General features: G+C 47.1%; 24 protein-coding genes and 1 rRNA gene. 2 read left to right on the forward strand and 23 right to left on the reverse strand.

Annotation, left to right across the window (positions count from 1 at the left end; all coding sequences use genetic code 11):
• The 3 genes from C7R91_RS06350 to C7R91_RS06360 form a co-directional block, all read right to left on the reverse strand.
• Window positions 1-208: ribosomal RNA gene (locus C7R91_RS06350) — 16S ribosomal RNA — on the reverse strand; the annotation flags it as partial.
• Between the two features lie 186 nt (window positions 209-394).
• On the reverse strand, window positions 395-628 hold the full coding sequence (locus C7R91_RS06355; RefSeq protein ID WP_012684012.1) for a hypothetical protein: 234 nt from the start codon (window positions 626-628) through the stop codon (window positions 395-397).
• A gap of 115 nt (window positions 629-743) precedes the next feature.
• Window positions 744-1397 carry a stage II sporulation protein M gene (locus C7R91_RS06360; protein WP_047074656.1) on the reverse strand — a complete coding sequence of 218 codons (654 nt, stop codon included), beginning with the start codon at window positions 1395-1397 and terminating at the stop codon, window positions 744-746.
• Between the two features lie 126 nt (window positions 1398-1523).
• On the opposite strand from C7R91_RS06360, the gene pdaB reads away from it, so the two are divergent.
• Complete coding sequence (gene pdaB / locus C7R91_RS06365) at window positions 1524-2294, forward strand: polysaccharide deacetylase family sporulation protein PdaB (RefSeq protein ID WP_047074658.1); 771 nt, start codon at window positions 1524-1526, stop codon at window positions 2292-2294.
• 25 nt (window positions 2295-2319) lie between these two features.
• Here the strand turns inward: pdaB and C7R91_RS06370 are convergent, their stop codons facing one another.
• Complete coding sequence (locus C7R91_RS06370) at window positions 2320-2907, reverse strand: KinB-signaling pathway activation protein (protein WP_047074660.1); 588 nt, start codon at window positions 2905-2907, stop codon at window positions 2320-2322.
• 123 nt (window positions 2908-3030) lie between these two features.
• On the opposite strand from C7R91_RS06370, the gene gerD reads away from it, so the two are divergent.
• The gene (gene gerD, locus C7R91_RS06375) at window positions 3031-3690 is read left to right on the forward strand and encodes a spore germination lipoprotein GerD (protein WP_047074662.1); all 660 of its coding nucleotides are present in this window, start codon (window positions 3031-3033) and stop codon (window positions 3688-3690) included.
• A gap of 48 nt (window positions 3691-3738) precedes the next feature.
• On the opposite strand, the gene salA is transcribed toward gerD, so the two are convergent.
• The 19 genes from salA to rpmD form a co-directional block, all read right to left on the reverse strand.
• Window positions 3739-4851 (reverse strand): iron-sulfur carrier protein/transcriptional regulator SalA, encoded by a 1113-nt coding sequence (gene salA, locus C7R91_RS06380; RefSeq protein WP_047074665.1) that lies wholly within the window; start codon window positions 4849-4851, stop codon window positions 3739-3741.
• Between the two features lie 111 nt (window positions 4852-4962).
• Complete coding sequence (cwlD, locus tag C7R91_RS06385; RefSeq protein ID WP_269083135.1) at window positions 4963-5679, reverse strand: N-acetylmuramoyl-L-alanine amidase CwlD; 717 nt, start codon at window positions 5677-5679, stop codon at window positions 4963-4965.
• 125 nt (window positions 5680-5804) lie between these two features.
• Window positions 5805-6197 carry a 30S ribosomal protein S9 gene (gene rpsI, locus C7R91_RS06390; protein WP_005828788.1) on the reverse strand — a complete coding sequence of 131 codons (393 nt, stop codon included), beginning with the start codon at window positions 6195-6197 and terminating at the stop codon, window positions 5805-5807.
• A 20-nt stretch (window positions 6198-6217) separates the two neighbouring features.
• Window positions 6218-6655 carry a 50S ribosomal protein L13 gene (gene rplM, locus C7R91_RS06395; protein ID WP_012684005.1) on the reverse strand — a complete coding sequence of 146 codons (438 nt, stop codon included), beginning with the start codon at window positions 6653-6655 and terminating at the stop codon, window positions 6218-6220.
• A gap of 254 nt (window positions 6656-6909) precedes the next feature.
• Complete coding sequence (truA, locus tag C7R91_RS06400; RefSeq protein WP_206767751.1) at window positions 6910-7656, reverse strand: tRNA pseudouridine(38-40) synthase TruA; 747 nt, start codon at window positions 7654-7656, stop codon at window positions 6910-6912.
• The gene (locus C7R91_RS06405; protein ID WP_012684003.1) at window positions 7641-8438 is read right to left on the reverse strand and encodes an energy-coupling factor transporter transmembrane component T family protein; all 798 of its coding nucleotides are present in this window, start codon (window positions 8436-8438) and stop codon (window positions 7641-7643) included. The genes truA and C7R91_RS06405 overlap by 16 nt, the downstream gene beginning before the upstream one ends.
• A gap of 2 nt (window positions 8439-8440) precedes the next feature.
• Window positions 8441-9313 carry an energy-coupling factor transporter ATPase gene (locus C7R91_RS06410; protein WP_047074674.1) on the reverse strand — a complete coding sequence of 291 codons (873 nt, stop codon included), beginning with the start codon at window positions 9311-9313 and terminating at the stop codon, window positions 8441-8443.
• On the reverse strand, window positions 9289-10140 hold the full coding sequence (locus tag C7R91_RS06415) for an energy-coupling factor transporter ATPase (protein ID WP_047074676.1): 852 nt from the start codon (window positions 10138-10140) through the stop codon (window positions 9289-9291). Before C7R91_RS06415 ends, C7R91_RS06410 begins: the two co-directional genes overlap by 25 nt.
• Window positions 10141-10308: 168 nt before the next feature.
• Complete coding sequence (rplQ, locus tag C7R91_RS06420; protein WP_012684000.1) at window positions 10309-10668, reverse strand: 50S ribosomal protein L17; 360 nt, start codon at window positions 10666-10668, stop codon at window positions 10309-10311.
• Window positions 10669-10724: 56 nt separating this feature from the next.
• A complete protein-coding gene (locus tag C7R91_RS06425) occupies window positions 10725-11669 on the reverse strand; it encodes a DNA-directed RNA polymerase subunit alpha (protein WP_005828801.1) in 945 nt (314 codons plus the stop codon).
• A gap of 156 nt (window positions 11670-11825) precedes the next feature.
• Window positions 11826-12227: a 30S ribosomal protein S11 gene (gene rpsK / locus C7R91_RS06430; RefSeq protein WP_005828803.1), complete on the reverse strand. Its 402-nt coding sequence runs from the start codon at window positions 12225-12227 to the stop codon at window positions 11826-11828.
• Between the two features lie 16 nt (window positions 12228-12243).
• On the reverse strand, window positions 12244-12612 hold the full coding sequence (rpsM, locus tag C7R91_RS06435; protein WP_012683999.1) for a 30S ribosomal protein S13: 369 nt from the start codon (window positions 12610-12612) through the stop codon (window positions 12244-12246).
• A 21-nt stretch (window positions 12613-12633) separates the two neighbouring features.
• Entirely contained in the window at window positions 12634-12747 is a 114-nt protein-coding gene (rpmJ, locus tag C7R91_RS06440) for a 50S ribosomal protein L36 (RefSeq protein WP_003333770.1), read from the reverse strand.
• Between the two features lie 34 nt (window positions 12748-12781).
• Window positions 12782-13000 carry a translation initiation factor IF-1 gene (gene infA / locus C7R91_RS06445; RefSeq protein WP_003333772.1) on the reverse strand — a complete coding sequence of 73 codons (219 nt, stop codon included), beginning with the start codon at window positions 12998-13000 and terminating at the stop codon, window positions 12782-12784.
• Between the two features lie 118 nt (window positions 13001-13118).
• Entirely contained in the window at window positions 13119-13865 is a 747-nt protein-coding gene (gene map, locus C7R91_RS06450) for a type I methionyl aminopeptidase (RefSeq protein WP_047074690.1), read from the reverse strand.
• Between the two features lie 6 nt (window positions 13866-13871).
• Window positions 13872-14516: an adenylate kinase gene (locus C7R91_RS06455; protein ID WP_012683997.1), complete on the reverse strand. Its 645-nt coding sequence runs from the start codon at window positions 14514-14516 to the stop codon at window positions 13872-13874.
• 60 nt (window positions 14517-14576) lie between these two features.
• Window positions 14577-15872 carry a preprotein translocase subunit SecY gene (gene secY, locus C7R91_RS06460; protein ID WP_047074692.1) on the reverse strand — a complete coding sequence of 432 codons (1296 nt, stop codon included), beginning with the start codon at window positions 15870-15872 and terminating at the stop codon, window positions 14577-14579.
• Window positions 15872-16312: a 50S ribosomal protein L15 gene (gene rplO, locus C7R91_RS06465; RefSeq protein ID WP_007716272.1), complete on the reverse strand. Its 441-nt coding sequence runs from the start codon at window positions 16310-16312 to the stop codon at window positions 15872-15874. Before rplO ends, secY begins: the two co-directional genes overlap by 1 nt.
• Window positions 16313-16345: 33 nt before the next feature.
• Window positions 16346-16531: a 50S ribosomal protein L30 gene (gene rpmD / locus C7R91_RS06470; RefSeq protein ID WP_012683995.1), complete on the reverse strand. Its 186-nt coding sequence runs from the start codon at window positions 16529-16531 to the stop codon at window positions 16346-16348.
• Window positions 16532-16547 lie beyond the last annotated feature (16 nt).

Here is a 16547-nt window from a genome sequence, read left to right on the forward strand (position 1 = left end):
CCGAAGCCGCCTTTTCTTTTCGGATCATGCGATCCAAAAACCTATCCGGTATTAGCATAAGTTTCCCTATGTTATCCCAGTCTGAGAGGCAGGTTGCCTACGTGTTACTCACCCGTCCGCCGCTAGCCTCCGAAGAGACTCGCTCGACTTGCATGTATTAGGCACGCCGCCAGCGTTCGTCCTGAGCCAGGATCAAACTCTCCAATAAAGTTTGTTACTGGTTCAAAGCTGGCAAATCATTTAATGATAGACTCATTAACGCTTTCGCTGTTCAGTTTTCAAAGAGCAATTTCCTGTCCTCAATGTTCATCGTTATTTGTGATGGCGTCTTAAGGACAAGAACTAATCTATCACGTTACCTATCTTTGAGTCAATATGTTTTTTAAAAAAGTTTTTAAGTATAATGCTCTTCCCCGAGTTTTCTGCGTCTGACATACTTGGATAACTCATTGGGAGAGGCGATTCTTGCGTACATGCGAAACATGATGGAGTACCTCTCCTCCATGGCTCGCTTCACTAGATGATCAATTCGTTTATCGCTAAAATCAAGGAGCATCTCTTCCAGCTCACGTTTTAACAAGTATTCTAGTTCCTGTACTTCTTTCGTATTAAATAAAAACCCTAGCAACGATATCGCCCTCCGCCTTACGAGTCTCTCCTCTATCCTTTCCATCAAAATTCAGCCCTATTCAAAATAAAAAGCCCTCCGTTTAGGAAGGCTTCAATTTGTTCGCAAATCTGAATTATTTCAGTAAGTTCAATTGCTGCAGTTGTTGGCCCACTGCTTCCTTAAGAATGGTTGGAGTAATCGTACTCTCCACAATGGCAGCGACAAATAACAGAACGACCACAGTAAGAACCGCTATTGGAAATTGCTTGAGTGTATCGTACCAGTCATTTTTCAACCGTGCCAGCTTTTGCGGTTGGATTAGAACTCCCACTGAGCGTAAACTCAGCACCCCTAAACGAATACCAACTCCCGCTGCAAACAGGATAGCTGGGAGCTCAAAAATTCCATGAGGTAAAATCCCTGCACTAAAAATAAGCCATGGACTTACTCCAATCCCGCTGTATTTGAAAAGGATAAATCCAAGCAGCACTCCATTTGTGAGCATTCCAATTATGGGAAAGAATGCAAACAATATTCCCAGCGCCATCATCATTAATGCACTGAAAACATTATTGGAAAAAATCATCCAGAACACCGCTAAAGGTCCGCCGCCGTTATCTTTTATCCGTTCAGCAATTTCCTTTAATTGGCCCATCATTTTACCGACCATCTCTTCAACAAGCGGTGCTTGAAAATAACCAATCAAAGCACCACCAAAAAATAGTAAGCATGCGGCGAAGAAATATTTTCGGTTATCAAGCCATAAATGCCGCAATCGATTGCCCATGCACCACACCCCTTTTACTGCCTCATAATTCACTATATGCATTGTACCTCAACAATAGCCAACAGGCCAAAGAATATCCTTGTCTTCCCTGCATAAACTGTTATCGGACAAAGGAGGTGCTTATCCATGAAAATTATTTACGTGATCAGCGCGAAACGATTAAAGCAAATCTTAATTATCTTCGCGGCCATCGTACTCACCGCTGGAATTGGTTATGCGGAACGCGATTCCATTGCTGCATTTGCTGAAGGTGCCAGCACGCAAGCCCCCCAAGCTATTTATAAGGTCGACACCAAAGAAAAGAAAATCGCCCTTACCTTTGACATCAGCTGGGGAGAGACACGAGCATTACCTATACTGGATGTGTTGAAAGAAAAAAAGGTAAACAAAGCGACCTTTTTTCTCTCCTCCCCATGGAGTCAACGGCATCCGGACATCTTGAAACGAATCAAAGAGGATGGCTTAGAAATTGGTTCGCACGGTCACAAGCATGATAACTACACCAAATACTCCGATGAAGAAATTCGCTCCCAAATGGCTAAAGCGGACTCCATTTTAACCGAAATGACTGGAAAAAAACCAACGCTCATTCGGATGCCAAATGGTGATTTTGACAAACGAGTGCTAGAAATCGCGAATCGCATGGGTTATTCCGTCATTCAATGGGATACAGACTCAAAGGATTGGACCAATCCGGGAACAGATGTGATTATCAATAATGTATTATCAAAAGCTCATCCAGGAGACATCATCCTGATGCATGCAAGCGATTCTGCGAAAGATACACATCTGGCCCTCCCCGTGATCATTGATCGACTTCGCAAGGATGGGTATGAATTCGTTACAGTATCTGAGCTCATTTCGGGTACAAGTGTAGACAGCAAAGAAATTCACTAAAACAAAAAAGCTGACCTTCATCGGGTCAGCTTTCTCTTTTTACCAGTCGGTGTAATTGCATGACTTGCCAGACGTTACAAAACAGTAGTGGGACGAGCATGGACAACGTTGTACGAACATTATCTTCTTTCAATGCCGGAATCCATTCCAATGCCGTAACGACAAACATAAAGAAGGTCGTCGGTATCCATGCAGATTTATTGGTCAGACTTGCTTTTCCATATGCGGTAACAATAGCAACAATTAATAATAGCGTTGGCTCAATAAAGTACGGGCCAAATCCTTTTCCTTCACCGAAGGATGTATATCGAAGATAAATCATGTCGAAAAAAACAAACAAAATAAGAAATACTTGGACGCTTTTCCACAGTGAAGCTGTTTTAAATATTGTTTTGGCGAAATAATTAATCGTCATATACGCAAAAAAACCCATCTGAGCCACAATGCTAATGGTCATTCCATACAGTAGATACATGAACAAGCCAACAAAAAAGTTACCGGTGCTTCCCCCGAGCAGCTTGTCCAAATCAAAAATAAGGGCAACCAGGATCCCACCTAATCCCCCAAGCAAGAGTGTGGTAATAAAAAGCCAGCCATACTTACGCAAACTCACCAAGTATTCCCTCCCATCCATCGAATATGATTGTACCAATGGATACAAGAAAATACTAGCGTAAGAACAAAACAAAATGCACACGTTACTTGTAGGCAGAGTAAAGAAGGAGGTGTCCACCCCATGAGAAAAAAGACGTTGTCTTTTTGGTTAACCGCTCTTGTCTGTCTTGTGCTCACCAGTTGCGGGGGTGGCGGACAAGCGCAAGGTTCGTCTCAGCCTGATTATAAAAGCGTCAAAGACATGGTGCTGGACATATTGCAGACGGACGAAGCGAAGCAATCTGTAAGTAAAATGATGAAGGATGAAAAGTTCAAGCAGAGCCTGATGTTGGACGAGTCCACTGTGCGAACCACCTTGATTCAAAGCATGACCAATCCAAATAGTACGCACATTAAAGAGGCGTTTAAAGATCCCAAGTTCGCTAGCGCCATGGCGAAATCCATGAAAAACGAGCAAAAAACGCTTATGAAGGACCTGATGAAGGACCCTGAATACCAAAAAGAGCTTATTAGTGTAATGAAAGACCCTGAGTTTGAGAAAAATTTGATGGACCTCATGAAAAGCTCAGCCTATCGTCAACAAACTATGCAGGTGATGAAGGATTCCTTGCAAAGCCCTTTGTTCCAAGCTGAACTCATGAAGATCATGACCAAAGTATCTGAGGACATGACAAAACCAAAGGAGCTCAAGCCAAAGAAAAAAGGGAAAGGAAAAGAAGGTGGCGATGGTGGTGGCGGCGGCGATTCCGGCGGAGGAGGCGGCGGCGGCAGTTCTTCCTAAACGTAAAGGTGAGCTCTTTTATAGAGCCCACCTTTTTTACGTACATTTTTATCGTTTCACAGCTTCTCCGCATTTTTCTACAACACGTTTGGCCATATCGATGTAAAGCTGACCAATTTCCGTCTTTTCTCCATAGATGGATGGGGAATAATCAGGTTCAGATGGATGATTATCCGGTTGTCCCAGCGGAATTTGAGCGAGCAGCTCACATGCCAATGTCTCGGCAAGCTTAGCTCCTCCACCACGTCCGAATACGTATTCTTTCGAACCATCCTTTGCTTCGTACCATGCCATATTTTCCACAATACCGAGGATTTCATGACCAGTCCGCTTTGCCATAGCGCCAGCGCGAGCTGCTACAAACGCTGCAGTAGCATGAGGAGTCGTTACCACAATCTCCATGCTTTGTGGGATCATGGTGTGCACGTCGAGGGCCATATCTCCCGTTCCTGGAGGCAAGTCCAACAAAAGGTAGTCCAATTCTTCGCCCCAGTGCACTTCTGTGAAAAAGTTACGCAGCATTTTCCCCAACATAGGGCCACGCCAAATGATCGGAGAGTTGTCCTCCACAAAAAAGCCCATAGACATAACCTTTACGTTTTGCTTTTCAACAGGCAGAATGGTTTCGCCAATCACGGTTGGACGTTGCTCAATATTCATCATATCGGGCACACTAAATCCGTAAATGTCTGCATCGATAATGCCCACTTTTTTTCCTAAACGCCCGAGCGCAACAGCCAGATTCACTGTCACCGTCGATTTTCCGACGCCACCTTTTCCGGAAGTGACCGCGATAAAGGTCGTATTCGAATCTTTTGCCAAGATCGGGTTCAAAAGGGGAGCTTGTCCCGGTGTCATGTTATGTGTTTGCCCACCTTGGTTCTTGCGAAGCTGAGCAGACAGAGCCGCACGTTCCTCGTCTGTCATCGAACCGAATTGCAGGCGTACTTCTTCGGCTCCTAGCGCTTTCACAGCTGCAATGACATCGTCCTCGATCTTGGCTTTGAGCGGACAGCCCGAAATCGTCAGAACGACCGTAAGGCTTACTGTCTTGTCTTCAATATGGATATCCCGAATCATGTTGAGCTCGACCAAGCTACGATTAATTTCAGGGTCTTTTACATCGCGTAGTGCTTCGAGAACCTGTTCTTTGGTCAACATTCTGGTTCACCTCATCTATAATCTTTTCAAACATTTTCATGCTGGTATAACTACAGCGTATGCGCGTTCATTATAGCATATTCGGGCGGTCGGAACACGACCACCGCCCTCTCAAGGTGTAATTGGCGCTTTTTCTCCCGAGTACTGACGCAGTATCCCTTGATAAATGGCATTTGCCATAGCCTTTTGGTATTCAACGCTCTGAAGTCGCTTTGCCTCCTCCGTATTGCTGACAAATCCTACTTCTACCAAAACGGCCGGGCAGTTAACCTCCCGAATCAAGAACACATTGTTCGTCTTACTCGGAACCCGATCTGTATGACCGATCACCCGTTTGATTTCATCTTGTATCAGAAAAGAAACTTCTTCACTCTTTTTGAAGGTGGGGGAGTAAAATGTCTGTGCTCCTGACCATTTCGGAGAAGGAATAGAATTGACATGGATGCTGACCAAGAAATCCGGTGAACTGTCATTGACCAGCTTCACCCGGTTTCGAATGTCCTCTGCTTTTCGTTTTCGTAGCTGGTCAGCATCCGGACTCGCCAAATCCTTGTCCTCTTCCCTCGTCATGACCACAAACGCTCCTGACTGCTGAAGAAAATCCCGCAAATACATGCTGATGGCCAACGTTACTTCCTTTTCAACCACATCCCCAGCTTTGGAAACTGCACCGCCGTCCTTCCCCCCATGCCCTGGGTCAATTGCTATTACCGTTCCTGTCAGCGGCAGCGACCATGCCTGCCAGGAAGAGCGATCCGGTGATTCGTAGGTGAACAACAGCATGAGTACTGCAAAAGCCAATATCCAGCCTACTCCTTTTCGTGTCACAGTGTATCGTCCCCTTTGTCCCATTCTCGTTCCATCTTATGGACAAACATGGACAAATATACCCGTTTGTGAAAAGGAAAAACCCCCTGCCTGCGAACAGACAAGGGGTTTGTATCGAACAGCAATTAGCGCTTGGAGAATTGAGGTGCGCGACGAGCTGCTTTCAAGCCGTATTTCTTACGCTCTTTCATACGAGGATCGCGAGTCAGGAAGCCAGCGCGTTTCAGAGCGCCGCGCAGTTCCGGATCTGCTTTCAGCAGAGCGCGAGCAACGCCGTGACGGATTGCACCAGCTTGACCAGTGGTTCCGCCGCCGTTTACGTTAACCAATACATCGTAACGACCAAGAGTCTCAGTCAGAACGAGTGGTTGTTTTACGATCAATTTCAGTGTTTCCAAACCAAAGTAAGTATCCATTTCACGCTTGTTGATCACGATGCGACCTTCACCTGGAACCAGGCGAACGCGTGCTACGGAGTGCTTACGACGACCTGTACCGTAGTATTGTACTTGTGCCACGTATATTTCCTCCCTTTACCTTAACCGCGAATTTGCCAAACTTCTGGTTTTTGTGCTGCGTGCGGATGCTCAGTTCCAGCGTATACTTTCAGCTTGGTGAACATTTGACGTCCCAGGCTGTTTTTAGGCAGCATGCCTTTTACCGCCAGTTCGAACATACGATCTGGGCGCTTGTTCAGCATTGCGCCAGCAGTGGTCTTTTTCAAACCACCTGGATACAGGGAGTGAGTGTAGTAAATTTTGTCGTTCAGTTTGTTACCAGTCAATTTCACTTTGTCAGCGTTGATTACGATTACGAAATCGCCAGCGTCAACGTGAGGAGTGAATTCTGGTTTCAATTTTCCGCGCAGGATAGAAGCTACTTCGCTCGCCAGACGACCCAGCGTTTGGCCTTCAGCGTCAACGATGTACCATTTGCGCTCAACTTCGAGCGGTTTCGCCATATATGTGGTACGCATTTTTGTCCCTCCTAAATATCTTACCTAACACATATCCATCTACTTATAACCAAAACAACCGAAACTTGCAATGGAAGATAATTGCTGTTACGGGTGAGCAACTCTTCCAGGTGTTCCATGTAATCACGATCTTGTCTTTCAATCCCGGGGCTAGAGTGGGGCTAGGCGGGGTTAAAATACCAAGGAATATCGTACTACATAGACGCCCCATAGTCAAGTGCTGCTCGTTCGTCTAATAGTTGGAAATCAGAGAACTAGTAGACAACTTCCCACATGGTCAGACCCTTGGCTGGTGCTGTCTTACCTGCCTTTTCCCGATCACACGCGGCGAGGATTTCCTTCAGTTCAGCAGGGTTTCTTTTTCCTTGCCCTACTTCAACTAAAGTCCCCACAATAATTCGAACCATGTTGTACAAAAAACCGTTGCCTCGGCATGTCACCCATACCTCGTCTCCGATTTTTTCCACGGTGAGCCCATACACAGTCCGAACCTTGTCCTCAACGAATGTTTTTGCCGAGCAAAAGGAAGTAAAATCATGTTCACCCACCAAATAATGAGCAGCCTGCTGCATTGCGTCCACATCTAACGGAAACCGGACATGGTCGGCGTAGCGATGCCGAAATACATCTGCCACTGGATTGTTGTCGATACAATATCGATATTCTTTTACTTGCACGTCAAAACGCGCATGAAAAGAGGCATCGACCTCTTCGACTGTCCGAATGACAATAGAATCAGGCAACTGATTGTTCAACACAAACCGCCATTTATCCATCGGAATGTTGCTCGACGTGTCAAAGTGAATCACTTGACCGCGCGCATGAACACCCGCGTCTGTCCGGCCTGATCCGAAGACTTGGATATCTTCTCCGGTAACCCGATTCAATGCAGCTTCAATTTCACCCTGGATCGTTACTTGATCTGGCTGTACCTGAAAACCGCTGAAGTCAGTTCCGTCATATGCCAATACACATCGCAGTCGCTTCACGTACGCCACCATCCAATCACGATTACCAAGATCACACTCACAACAGCTACGATTCCATCACGCCAAGTGAACGTCAGCTTATTCAGCCGCGTTCTCCCCACTCCCCCGCGATAGCCACGTGCTTCCATTGCCAAAGCCAGCTCTTCAGCACGTCGAAACGCACTAACGAACAACGGGATAGCAATCGGAATCAGGTTCTTGGCTCTGCGTACGAGACTTCCACTGGTGAAATTGGCTCCTCTGGCGGTCTGCGCCTTGATGATTTTATCCGTTTCTTCCATCAGGGTCGGAATGAACCGGAGTGCAATTGACATCATCAGGGCTATATCATGAACCGGTATGCCGATCTTCCCTAGTGGTCCTAGTAAACGCTCCAAACCCTCCGTCAAATCGATAGGAGAGGTGGTCAGTGTTAGCAAGGAGCTAATGAGAATCAAAAGTCCCAATCGCAAAGAAATGAAGATCGCCTGGCGAACTCCCTGTTCTTCTACTGTAAACCATCCCCACTGAAAGTAGACCGTTCCGCCTTTTGTGATAAAAATATGCAAGACGACGGTAAACAAAATCAGGATCCAGACAGGCTTTAAGCTTTTTAATATATAGGACAATGAAAGCCTAGAAAGAAGTGCAGCATACAAGGTAAAACCAATGAGTATGGCGTACGTAACCGTATTGTTAGCCAGAAAAATCAAGGTAGCAAAAAGGATGATGAAGAGAAGCTTGCTTCGCGGATCTGCACGATGTAAAAAAGATTGCCCTGGTACGTATTGACCAATTGCGATATTCTGCAGCATGCCTAGCCCTCCTTTGGTACGGACAGTCGTTCCAGCAGATGGGCAATCAGCTCTTCCTCCCGATAAAGGGAGCTCGGCAGACTAGCCTTGTCCGGCAGCAGGTGATTCATTTGCGATACGAGAGCCACCGTTTCCGGTACATCCAAAGACAGCTCTCGGAGACGATCCACTTGCATGAATACTTCCTCCGGCTTCCCCTGCATAGCTACTTGACCTTGTGCCATCACAAGCAAATAGTCTGCATAGCGGGCTGCCTCTTCCATGCTGTGCGTGACCAATAGTGTCGTAAGGTTTTGTTCCCGATGAATCCGGTAGATCCCTTCCAGAATCGTGACTCGTCCCGCAGGATCAAGACCCGCAGTTGGTTCATCCAATACCAGAACCTTCGGCTGCATGGCAAGAACACCAGCCAAAGCAACACGTCGCATTTGCCCGCCACTCAAATGAAACGGCGAACGATCCTTGATCGTGGCATAATCCAGGCCGACAATTTCAAGGGACTCCTTAACGCGGGCTTCCACCATTTCCGTTGGCAAGTCAAAATTGAGCGGTCCAAAAGCAACATCCTTCGCAACCGTTTCTTCAAACAACTGATGTTCAGGATACTGAAAGACAAGCCCAATATCGCGCCTCTGAGCATGGGGTAATCGTCGCTTTGGAGTAATGACCGCATCACCCAGGGTAATCTGCCCTGAACTAGGCATCAGCAACCCGTTCAAGTGCTGAATCAGCGTTGACTTACCTGAGCCCGTGTGGCCAATAATTCCGACAAACGAACCAGATGGAATCGTCAGTGAAATATTGTGTAAGGCAACTCGTTCGAACGGTGTTCCTTTTGCGTAGATATGGCTTACTTGGTCAAAAGTAATTTGCATACGTGCTCCACCAGCTCCTCTTGATGCAGGACAAACGGTAAATCAATCCCTTTGGAATGAAGTGCGTGACGCAGTCGAACGGCAAATGGCACATCCAGTTCCACCTGTTTCAAACGATCCACTTCATTAAACACTTCACTTGGCTTACCTTCCATCAGGACTTCACCCGCATTCATGACGATGACCTTATCCGAATAGATGGCTTCTTCCGGAAAATGGGTAATGTTAATGATCGTGAGTCCCTCGTCACGGTTCAGTTGACGAGCCAGATTCAGCACTTCCATTCTGCCTTGTGGATCAAGCATCGCTGTCGCTTCATCCAAGATGATGACAGAAGGACGCATCGCCATAATCCCAGCGATCGCCACGCGTTGCTTTTGACCACCAGACAGACGATGTGGTTGTGCCTGTAAATAAGACTCCATCCCTACAGAAACGAGCGCCCCATCAATACGATCTCGCATCTCTTTGGGGTCCACACCCATGTTTTCTAGGCCAAAGGCGACATCATCTTCCACAGTTGCCCCAACAATCTGATTGTCCGGGTTCTGAAAGACCATGCCAACATGTCGTCGGATTTCCCAGAGCATCTCCCCATCTTTCGTATCCATTCCACTGATAAGCACTGTGCCGCCTTCTGGAAGCAACAGAGCATTCATCAGCTTTGCCATCGTTGATTTTCCGGAACCGTTGTGACCCAGTACGGATACAAAGGAACCTTTTTGGATGGTAAGGTCAACACCTTGTAACACCGGAACCCGTTGGCCATCCTCACCCTCGTAGGTATAAGAAACATCTCGCAATGCCAGCAGGTTATCTTCATTCATGAGGCATTCACAACCTCCCCAGCCTTCACAGGGAACTGACTAGCAGGATTTCGATGAGAAAGGAAAAAAGGGTTGAATCAGAGTCCAGCCTATGACCAGATCTGCCCCCACCCTTTTCGCGGTAATCTACCAGGCTTAAAACCTGAGTAAATGACCAGTTTACATGTATTAAACGAATTCGATGTACGCCATTGGAGCAGCGTCGCCACGGCGAGGGCCGGCTTTCAGGATACGAGTGTATCCACCGTTGCGCTCTTTGAAGCGAGGAGCGATTTCATCGAACAGTTTTTGAACAGCATCGCGGCCTTCAGCATTCGCAACTTCTTTGCGAACGAAAGCAGCAACTTGACGGCGAGCATGCAGATCGCCACGTTTCGCGAGCGTAATCATTTTTTCAGCGATTGGGCGCAGTTCTTTCGCCTTCATCTCTGTAGTTTCGATGCGCTCGTTGATGATCAGGTCTGTTACCAAGTCGCGGAACAGCGCTTTACGAGCTGAGCTACGACGACCCAATTTACGTTGTGCCATGTGGTTTACCTCCCTCTTAATCGAGAGAACAAAAGTTTGCCTCTTGGGTTGCTACTCTAGTCGTCGCTGCGCAGGGACAGGCCCAGTTCAGCTAACTTTTCTTGAACTTCTTCAAGAGATTTGCGCCCCAGATTGCGTACTTTCATCATGTCCTCTTCGGTCTTCTGCGTCAGCTCTTGCACGGTATTAATACCGGCACGCTTCAAGCAGTTGTAGGAACGAACGGAAAGATCGAGCTCTTCGATAGTCATCTCCAAGACTTTCTCTTTCTTGTCCTCTTCCTTCTCTACCATGATTTCTGCATCCTTCGCCTCGTCAGTCAGACCGACGAACAGGTTCAGGTGCTCTGTCATGATTTTTGCGCCGAGACTCACGGCTTCTTCCGGACTGATGCTACCGTTAGTCCAAACCTCAAGTGTTAACTTGTCATAGTTGGTCATTTGCCCTACACGGGTATTTTCCACTTGATAGTTAACGCGCTTGATCGGCGTGTAGATCGAATCAATCGGAATCACACCAATAGGCAGATCCTCAGATTTGTTTCCGTCAGATTGAACATAACCACGACCACGTCCAGCTGTCATGCGGATATGCAGACGACCGCCATTGGCCAACGTTGCAATATGAAGATCAGGGTTTAAGACCTCCACATCACTGTCAGCACGGATATCTCCCGCTTTGACAACGCCTTCGCCTTCTGCATCGATCTCGATTACTTTTTCTTCATCGGAATGGATCTTCAGCGCCAAGCCTTTGATGTTCAGGATGATCTCGGTTACATCTTCAACGACGCCTTCAACCGTAGAGAATTCGTGAAGAACCCCATCGATTTGAACAGTACGAACTGCCGCGCCTGGCAAGGACGAAAGAAGAATTCGTCTCAGCGAGTTGCCAAGGGTAGTTCCGTATCCGCGCTCTAGAGGTTCTACAACAAACTTTCCATACGAGTTGTCGTCGCTAACTTCCACAACCTCGATTTTTGGTTTTTCTATTTCTATCATTAAACAAACCCTCCTTCAAAACGTCGAAATCCTTGGGTGGGCCGCATACGTGCCCACTCAGGAATTTCCCCGGCGGTTTACCGTTTGCGTGCATGACAAGCTATAAATCAGAATTTACCATTCTAGTATGGACATGTTCTGAACGATATAAACCAGTTACACGCGGCGACGTTTTGGTGGACGGCAACCGTTGTGCGGAATTGGCGTCACGTCTTTAATCATGTTCACTTCAAGACCAGTTGCTTGCAGGGAACGGATCGCAGCTTCACGACCTGCACCTGGGCCTTTTACCGATACTTCAAGGGAACGCATGCCGTGTTCCATTGCAACGCGTGCAGCCGCTTCAGCAGCCATTTGCGCAGCAAATGGAGTGCTTTTACGGGAGCCTTTGAAGCCGAGGGAACCAGCACTGGACCAAGAGATCGCGTTACCGTGTGGATCCGTGATTGTGACGATCGTGTTGTTGAAAGTAGAACGGATGTGTGCTACGCCGACTTCAACATTCTTACGGTCACGACGACGGGTACGAGTTGCTGTAGCTTGTTTTCTTTTCGCCATGTCAGATTACCCTCCTTTACTTCTTCTTGTTTGCTACTGTACGGCGTGGACCTTTACGCGTACGAGCATTTGTTTTAGAACGTTGACCGCGAACTGGAAGTCCACGACGATGACGGATGCCACGGAAGCAACCGATTTCCATCAGACGCTTGATGTTGAGGGAGATCTCACGACGGAGGTCACCTTCCACCTTCACAGTTTTGTCGATGTACTCACGAAGTTTGTTCACTTCATCTTCTGTCAGATCGCGAACACGAGTGTTCATGTCTACGCCAGTAGCGGACAGAATTTTTTGAGACGTGGGGCGGCCAATACCAAAAATGTAGGTAAGAGCAACTTCAACGCGTTTTTCGCGCGGCAAGTCTACGCCTGCAATACGTGCCATGTGTCAAAAGCACCTCCTTGTTTACCCTTGTTTTTGCTTATGCTTCGGATTTTCACAAATAACCATTACGTTACCTTTGCGACGGATAACCTTGCATTTCTCGCAGATCGGTTTAACCGAAGGTCTCACTTTCATGGTTCTTGCCTCCCTTTTCTAGGGGTTTTGCTTACTATTTATAGCGGTACGTAATACGTCCGCGGGTTAAGTCGTACGGCGACAGTTCAACAGTTACTTTATCCCCCGGCAGGATACGGATAAAGTGCATGCGGATTTTTCCAGAGACGTGAGCGAGGACTTTATGTCCATTCTCTAATTCTACTCGAAACATAGCATTTGGCAAAGGTTCGATTACCGTACCTTCCACCTCAATTACATCATCTTTTGCCATGGTAAACTCTCCTTTCTTCTGCTCTTCAGTCGGACCATGAGTTTTGCGAAATGATCACACAACGAACTTATCGTCGACACGTTGGACGACAATCCCGAACCGTTCGGAACTACCGTTTTTATGTCCGTGTAAAAATCTCATAGCCATCTTCCGTAATCGCGATGGTGTGTTCAAAATGAGCACAAGTTTTCCGATCCACTGTTACTACCGTCCAATTGTCCTCCAATGTGCGGACATAACGTTCGCCGGCATTTACCATTGGCTCTATTGCCAACACCATGCCTGGTTTTAACCGCGGTCCTCGATCAGGAGGGCCGTAGTTAGGAACCTGCGGATCTTCGTGCAAGTTTTGCCCGATCCCATGCCCCACATACTCGCGAACGAGTGTGAAGCCGGCAGCTTCTGCATGAACCTGAATCGCATGAGAGATGTCGGATAAGCGTCCACCCGGAACAGCTTTTTCAAGCCCCTTGTACAACGACTCTTCCGTTACTCTGAGCAGCTTCTGGTTTTCTGTTGAAATCTTACCGACCGGATACGTCCAAGCAGAGTCGCCATGGTAACCCTGAAACTGGGCACCAATGTCGATACTAATAATGTCTCCTTCTTGTAACGCCCGTTTACCTGGGATCCCGTGTACGAGTTCTTCATTGACTGAAGCACAGATACTTCCTGGAAAGCCACCATAGCCTTTAAACGATGGAATTGCTCCCATGCTTCGAATAAAGGTCTCGGCAATTTCGTCTAGCTGCTTCGTCGTGACACCAGGCTTGATCGCCTTGGCCAGTTCTTGATGGGTGAGTGCGACGATACGACCAGCTTCGCGCATAACCTCAAGTTCTGCTTTCGACTTTAGGATAATCATTCGCAATTACCCTCGCAACAAAGATTTAATTTCCGCAAACACTACCTGGATATCTTGTTCTCCATCGATATCTCGCAGAAGTTCCTGTGCGGAGTAGTAGTCGATAAGTGGCTGTGTTTGAGCGATATTCACGTCAAGGCGTTGTGTTACCACTTCGATCTTGTCGTCTTCACGCTGATACAGCTTACCACCATCTTTATCACATACGCCAGCCTCTTTTGGAGGATTGAACATCGTGTGATAGCTAGCACCACAAACAGGGCAGATCCAGCGACCGGTCAGACGTTCAATCAATTGCTCGCGTTGAACGTTGATGTTTATTACATGGTCAATTTCGCGTCCCAGCTCTTTTACTGTAGCTGTCAACGCTTCCGCCTGAGGTACTGTGCGCGGAAAACCATCTAAGAGGAATCCCTTTGCGCAGTCATCCATCGAAAGGCGCTCCCGCACAATACCAATGACGACCTCGTCTGGGACGAGATGACCTTTATCCATGTAGGATTTAGCCTCTAGCCCGAGCGGCGTTTCGTTTTTGACCGCAGCTCGGAACATGTCGCCAGTCGAAATGTGCGGGATGTCAAACTCTTTTACGATACGTTCTGCCTGTGTCCCTTTACCGGCTCCAGGCAGTCCCATCAGAATTATATTCACGTCCATTCCCTCCGTCCCATCAAAAAAGCTAGAGAAGCTTTTCTGTAAACATCTAAGTCATTACTTGATAAACCCTTGGTAGTGGCGTTTGATCATCTGACTTTCAATCTGCTTCATTGTATCCAAGCATACCCCAACCACGATCAACAGCGATGTACCACCGATGTAAATGGATTGCGGCAAGTTTGCAATACTACCGAAGAAGAATGGCAAAATCGCAATTAGCATCAAGAACAAAGCGCCCGCCAATGTTAACCGGTTTAATGTACGAGTAATGAATACCTCAGTGTTTTTACCAGGTCGGATACCAGGAATGTAACCGCCATTTTTTCTCATGTTTTCTGCCATTTGTACAGGGTTGATCTGTACGAATGTGTAGAAGTAGGTGAATCCGAGAATCAAGATAGCGTAAAGCGTCATTCCTAATGGTTTGTTGACTTGGAAGTTCTCATAAATCCAGTTAGCAAATCCTTGTCCGGATGCATCCACCCAGAACTGAGCAATCGTTGACGGGAACATTACCAGCGATACCGCAAAGATAACAGGAATAACACCAGCAGAGTTGATTTTCAGCGGAATGTGGGTAGATTGACCACCGTACATTTTGCGTCCAACCACTCGCTTCGCATATTGCACTGGAATCTTACGAAGACCTTGCTGCATAAAGATAACCCCGACAATAATGGCGAGGACCACCAATAGGATAAGCAGAACTTTGACGATGCTGAAAAAGATGTTTACAGATGGATCACCAAACATTGTGGTGTAGATCGTCGTAGCTGCATTAGGCAGTCCAGCAACGATCCCGGCAACAATCAGAATCGAAATCCCGTTACCGATACCCTTCTCCGTAATCTGTTCCCCCATCCACATCATGAATGCGGTCCCAGCTGTCAATGTCAACGCAATGAGTGCATAGCTGCCAACCGAAGTGTCGTTTAGCAAACCAGGCGCCATATTGTTGAATCCAATCGTCATCCCTACAGACTGAATCAAACCAAGGATAATTGTAGCGTAACGGGTAACAGTGGCAATCTTGCGACGGCCAACTTCCCCTTCACGAGCCCATTGCGTTAGCTTAGGCACAACATCCATGGACATCAGCTGCATGATAATCGATGCCGTAATGTACGGCATGATACCCATGGCAAAAATCGAGAAGTTTTGCAGTGCTCCACCCGAGAAGGTGTTCAACAAGCCCAGTAGTTGGTTTGTATTCTGCTGAAACAACTCGACATTTACGTTAGGAACTGGCACAAAGCTTCCGATCCGGAAAACGACCAGCATCATGAGCGTAAAAAGGATCTTGCGACGAAGGTCGCTAATTTTAAAAATGTTAGTTAAGGACGCTAACATTAGATCACCTCGGTTGTTCCACCGACTTGTGCGATCTTCTCAGCAGCAGCTCCGGAGAACTTGTGAGCTTTAACAGTCAGCTTCACAGTCAGTTCACCGTTAGCAAGAACCTTAACACCGTCGCGCAGCGCGCTGATAACACCAGTTTCTTTCAACAGCTCAGGTGTTACTACAGTGCCCTCTTCAAAACGGTTCAGCGCGTCCAAGCTAACAATCGCAAATTCTTTGCGGCTGATGTTAGTGAAACCACGCTTAGGCAGACGACGGTACAATGGGTTTTGACCACCCTCGAATCCTGGGCGAACACCTCCGCCGGAACGAGCGTTTTGACCTTTGTGACCTTTACCAGCAGTTTTGCCAGTACCGCTACCGATACCGCGACCGATGCGCTTACGAGTGTGACGGGATCCTTCTGCAGGTTGCAGTTCATGCAATTTCATACGTTGCACCTCCTAACTAATTGAGATGTTCAATTAAGCTTCTACTTCTTTCACTTCTACCAAGTGCTTCACTTTGAAAACCATTCCACGAATTGCAGGATTATCTTCCTTCACTACAGTGGAGTTGATTTTGCGAAGACCCAGAGCTTTAACAGTGTCTTGCTGATCTACTGTACGACCGATCAGGCTGCGTTTGAGGGTGATTTGCAATTTTGCCATGTTCATTCCCTCCTTA

Source organism: Brevibacillus formosus (assembly GCF_003013405.1).
Classification (GTDB): domain Bacteria; phylum Bacillota; class Bacilli; order Brevibacillales; family Brevibacillaceae; genus Brevibacillus; species Brevibacillus formosus.

Bases quoted from the DNA above. Each gene is read 5' to 3' on its own strand.
- rplQ (WP_012684000.1), bottom strand. From the start codon at position 10,668: ATGGCACAACGTAAATTGGGTCGTCGTAGCTCAGCTCGTAAAGCGCTG.
- rpmD (WP_012683995.1), bottom strand. From the start codon at position 16,531: ATGGCAAAATTGCAAATCACCCTCAAACGCAGCCTGATCGGTCGTACA.
- gerD (WP_047074662.1), top strand. From the start codon at position 3,031: ATGAGAAAAAAGACGTTGTCTTTTTGGTTAACCGCTCTTGTCTGTCTT.
- truA (WP_206767751.1), bottom strand. From the start codon at position 7,656: ATGGTGGCGTACGTGAAGCGACTGCGATGTGTATTGGCATATGACGGA.
- pdaB (WP_047074658.1), top strand. From the start codon at position 1,524: ATGAAAATTATTTACGTGATCAGCGCGAAACGATTAAAGCAAATCTTA.
- rplM (WP_012684005.1), bottom strand. From the start codon at position 6,655: ATGCGTACCACATATATGGCGAAACCGCTCGAAGTTGAGCGCAAATGG.
- infA (WP_003333772.1), bottom strand. From the start codon at position 13,000: ATGGCAAAAGATGATGTAATTGAGGTGGAAGGTACGGTAATCGAACCT.
- C7R91_RS06415 (WP_047074676.1), bottom strand. From the start codon at position 10,140: ATGAATGAAGATAACCTGCTGGCATTGCGAGATGTTTCTTATACCTAC.
- salA (WP_047074665.1), bottom strand. From the start codon at position 4,851: ATGTTGACCAAAGAACAGGTTCTCGAAGCACTACGCGATGTAAAAGAC.
- C7R91_RS06425 (WP_005828801.1), bottom strand. From the start codon at position 11,669: ATGATAGAAATAGAAAAACCAAAAATCGAGGTTGTGGAAGTTAGCGAC.
- map (WP_047074690.1), bottom strand. From the start codon at position 13,865: ATGATTATCCTAAAGTCGAAAGCAGAACTTGAGGTTATGCGCGAAGCT.
- rpsM (WP_012683999.1), bottom strand. From the start codon at position 12,612: ATGGCACGTATTGCAGGCGTAGACTTGCCGCGCGAAAAACGCGTTGAA.
- rplO (WP_007716272.1), bottom strand. From the start codon at position 16,312: ATGAAATTGCATGAACTGCAACCTGCAGAAGGATCCCGTCACACTCGT.
- rpsK (WP_005828803.1), bottom strand. From the start codon at position 12,227: ATGGCGAAAAGAAAACAAGCTACAGCAACTCGTACCCGTCGTCGTGAC.
- C7R91_RS06405 (WP_012684003.1), bottom strand. From the start codon at position 8,438: ATGCTGCAGAATATCGCAATTGGTCAATACGTACCAGGGCAATCTTTT.
- C7R91_RS06360 (WP_047074656.1), bottom strand. From the start codon at position 1,397: ATGGGCAATCGATTGCGGCATTTATGGCTTGATAACCGAAAATATTTC.
- secY (WP_047074692.1), bottom strand. From the start codon at position 15,872: ATGTTAGCGTCCTTAACTAACATTTTTAAAATTAGCGACCTTCGTCGC.
- rpmJ (WP_003333770.1), bottom strand. From the start codon at position 12,747: ATGAAAGTGAGACCTTCGGTTAAACCGATCTGCGAGAAATGCAAGGTT.
- C7R91_RS06410 (WP_047074674.1), bottom strand. From the start codon at position 9,313: ATGCAAATTACTTTTGACCAAGTAAGCCATATCTACGCAAAAGGAACA.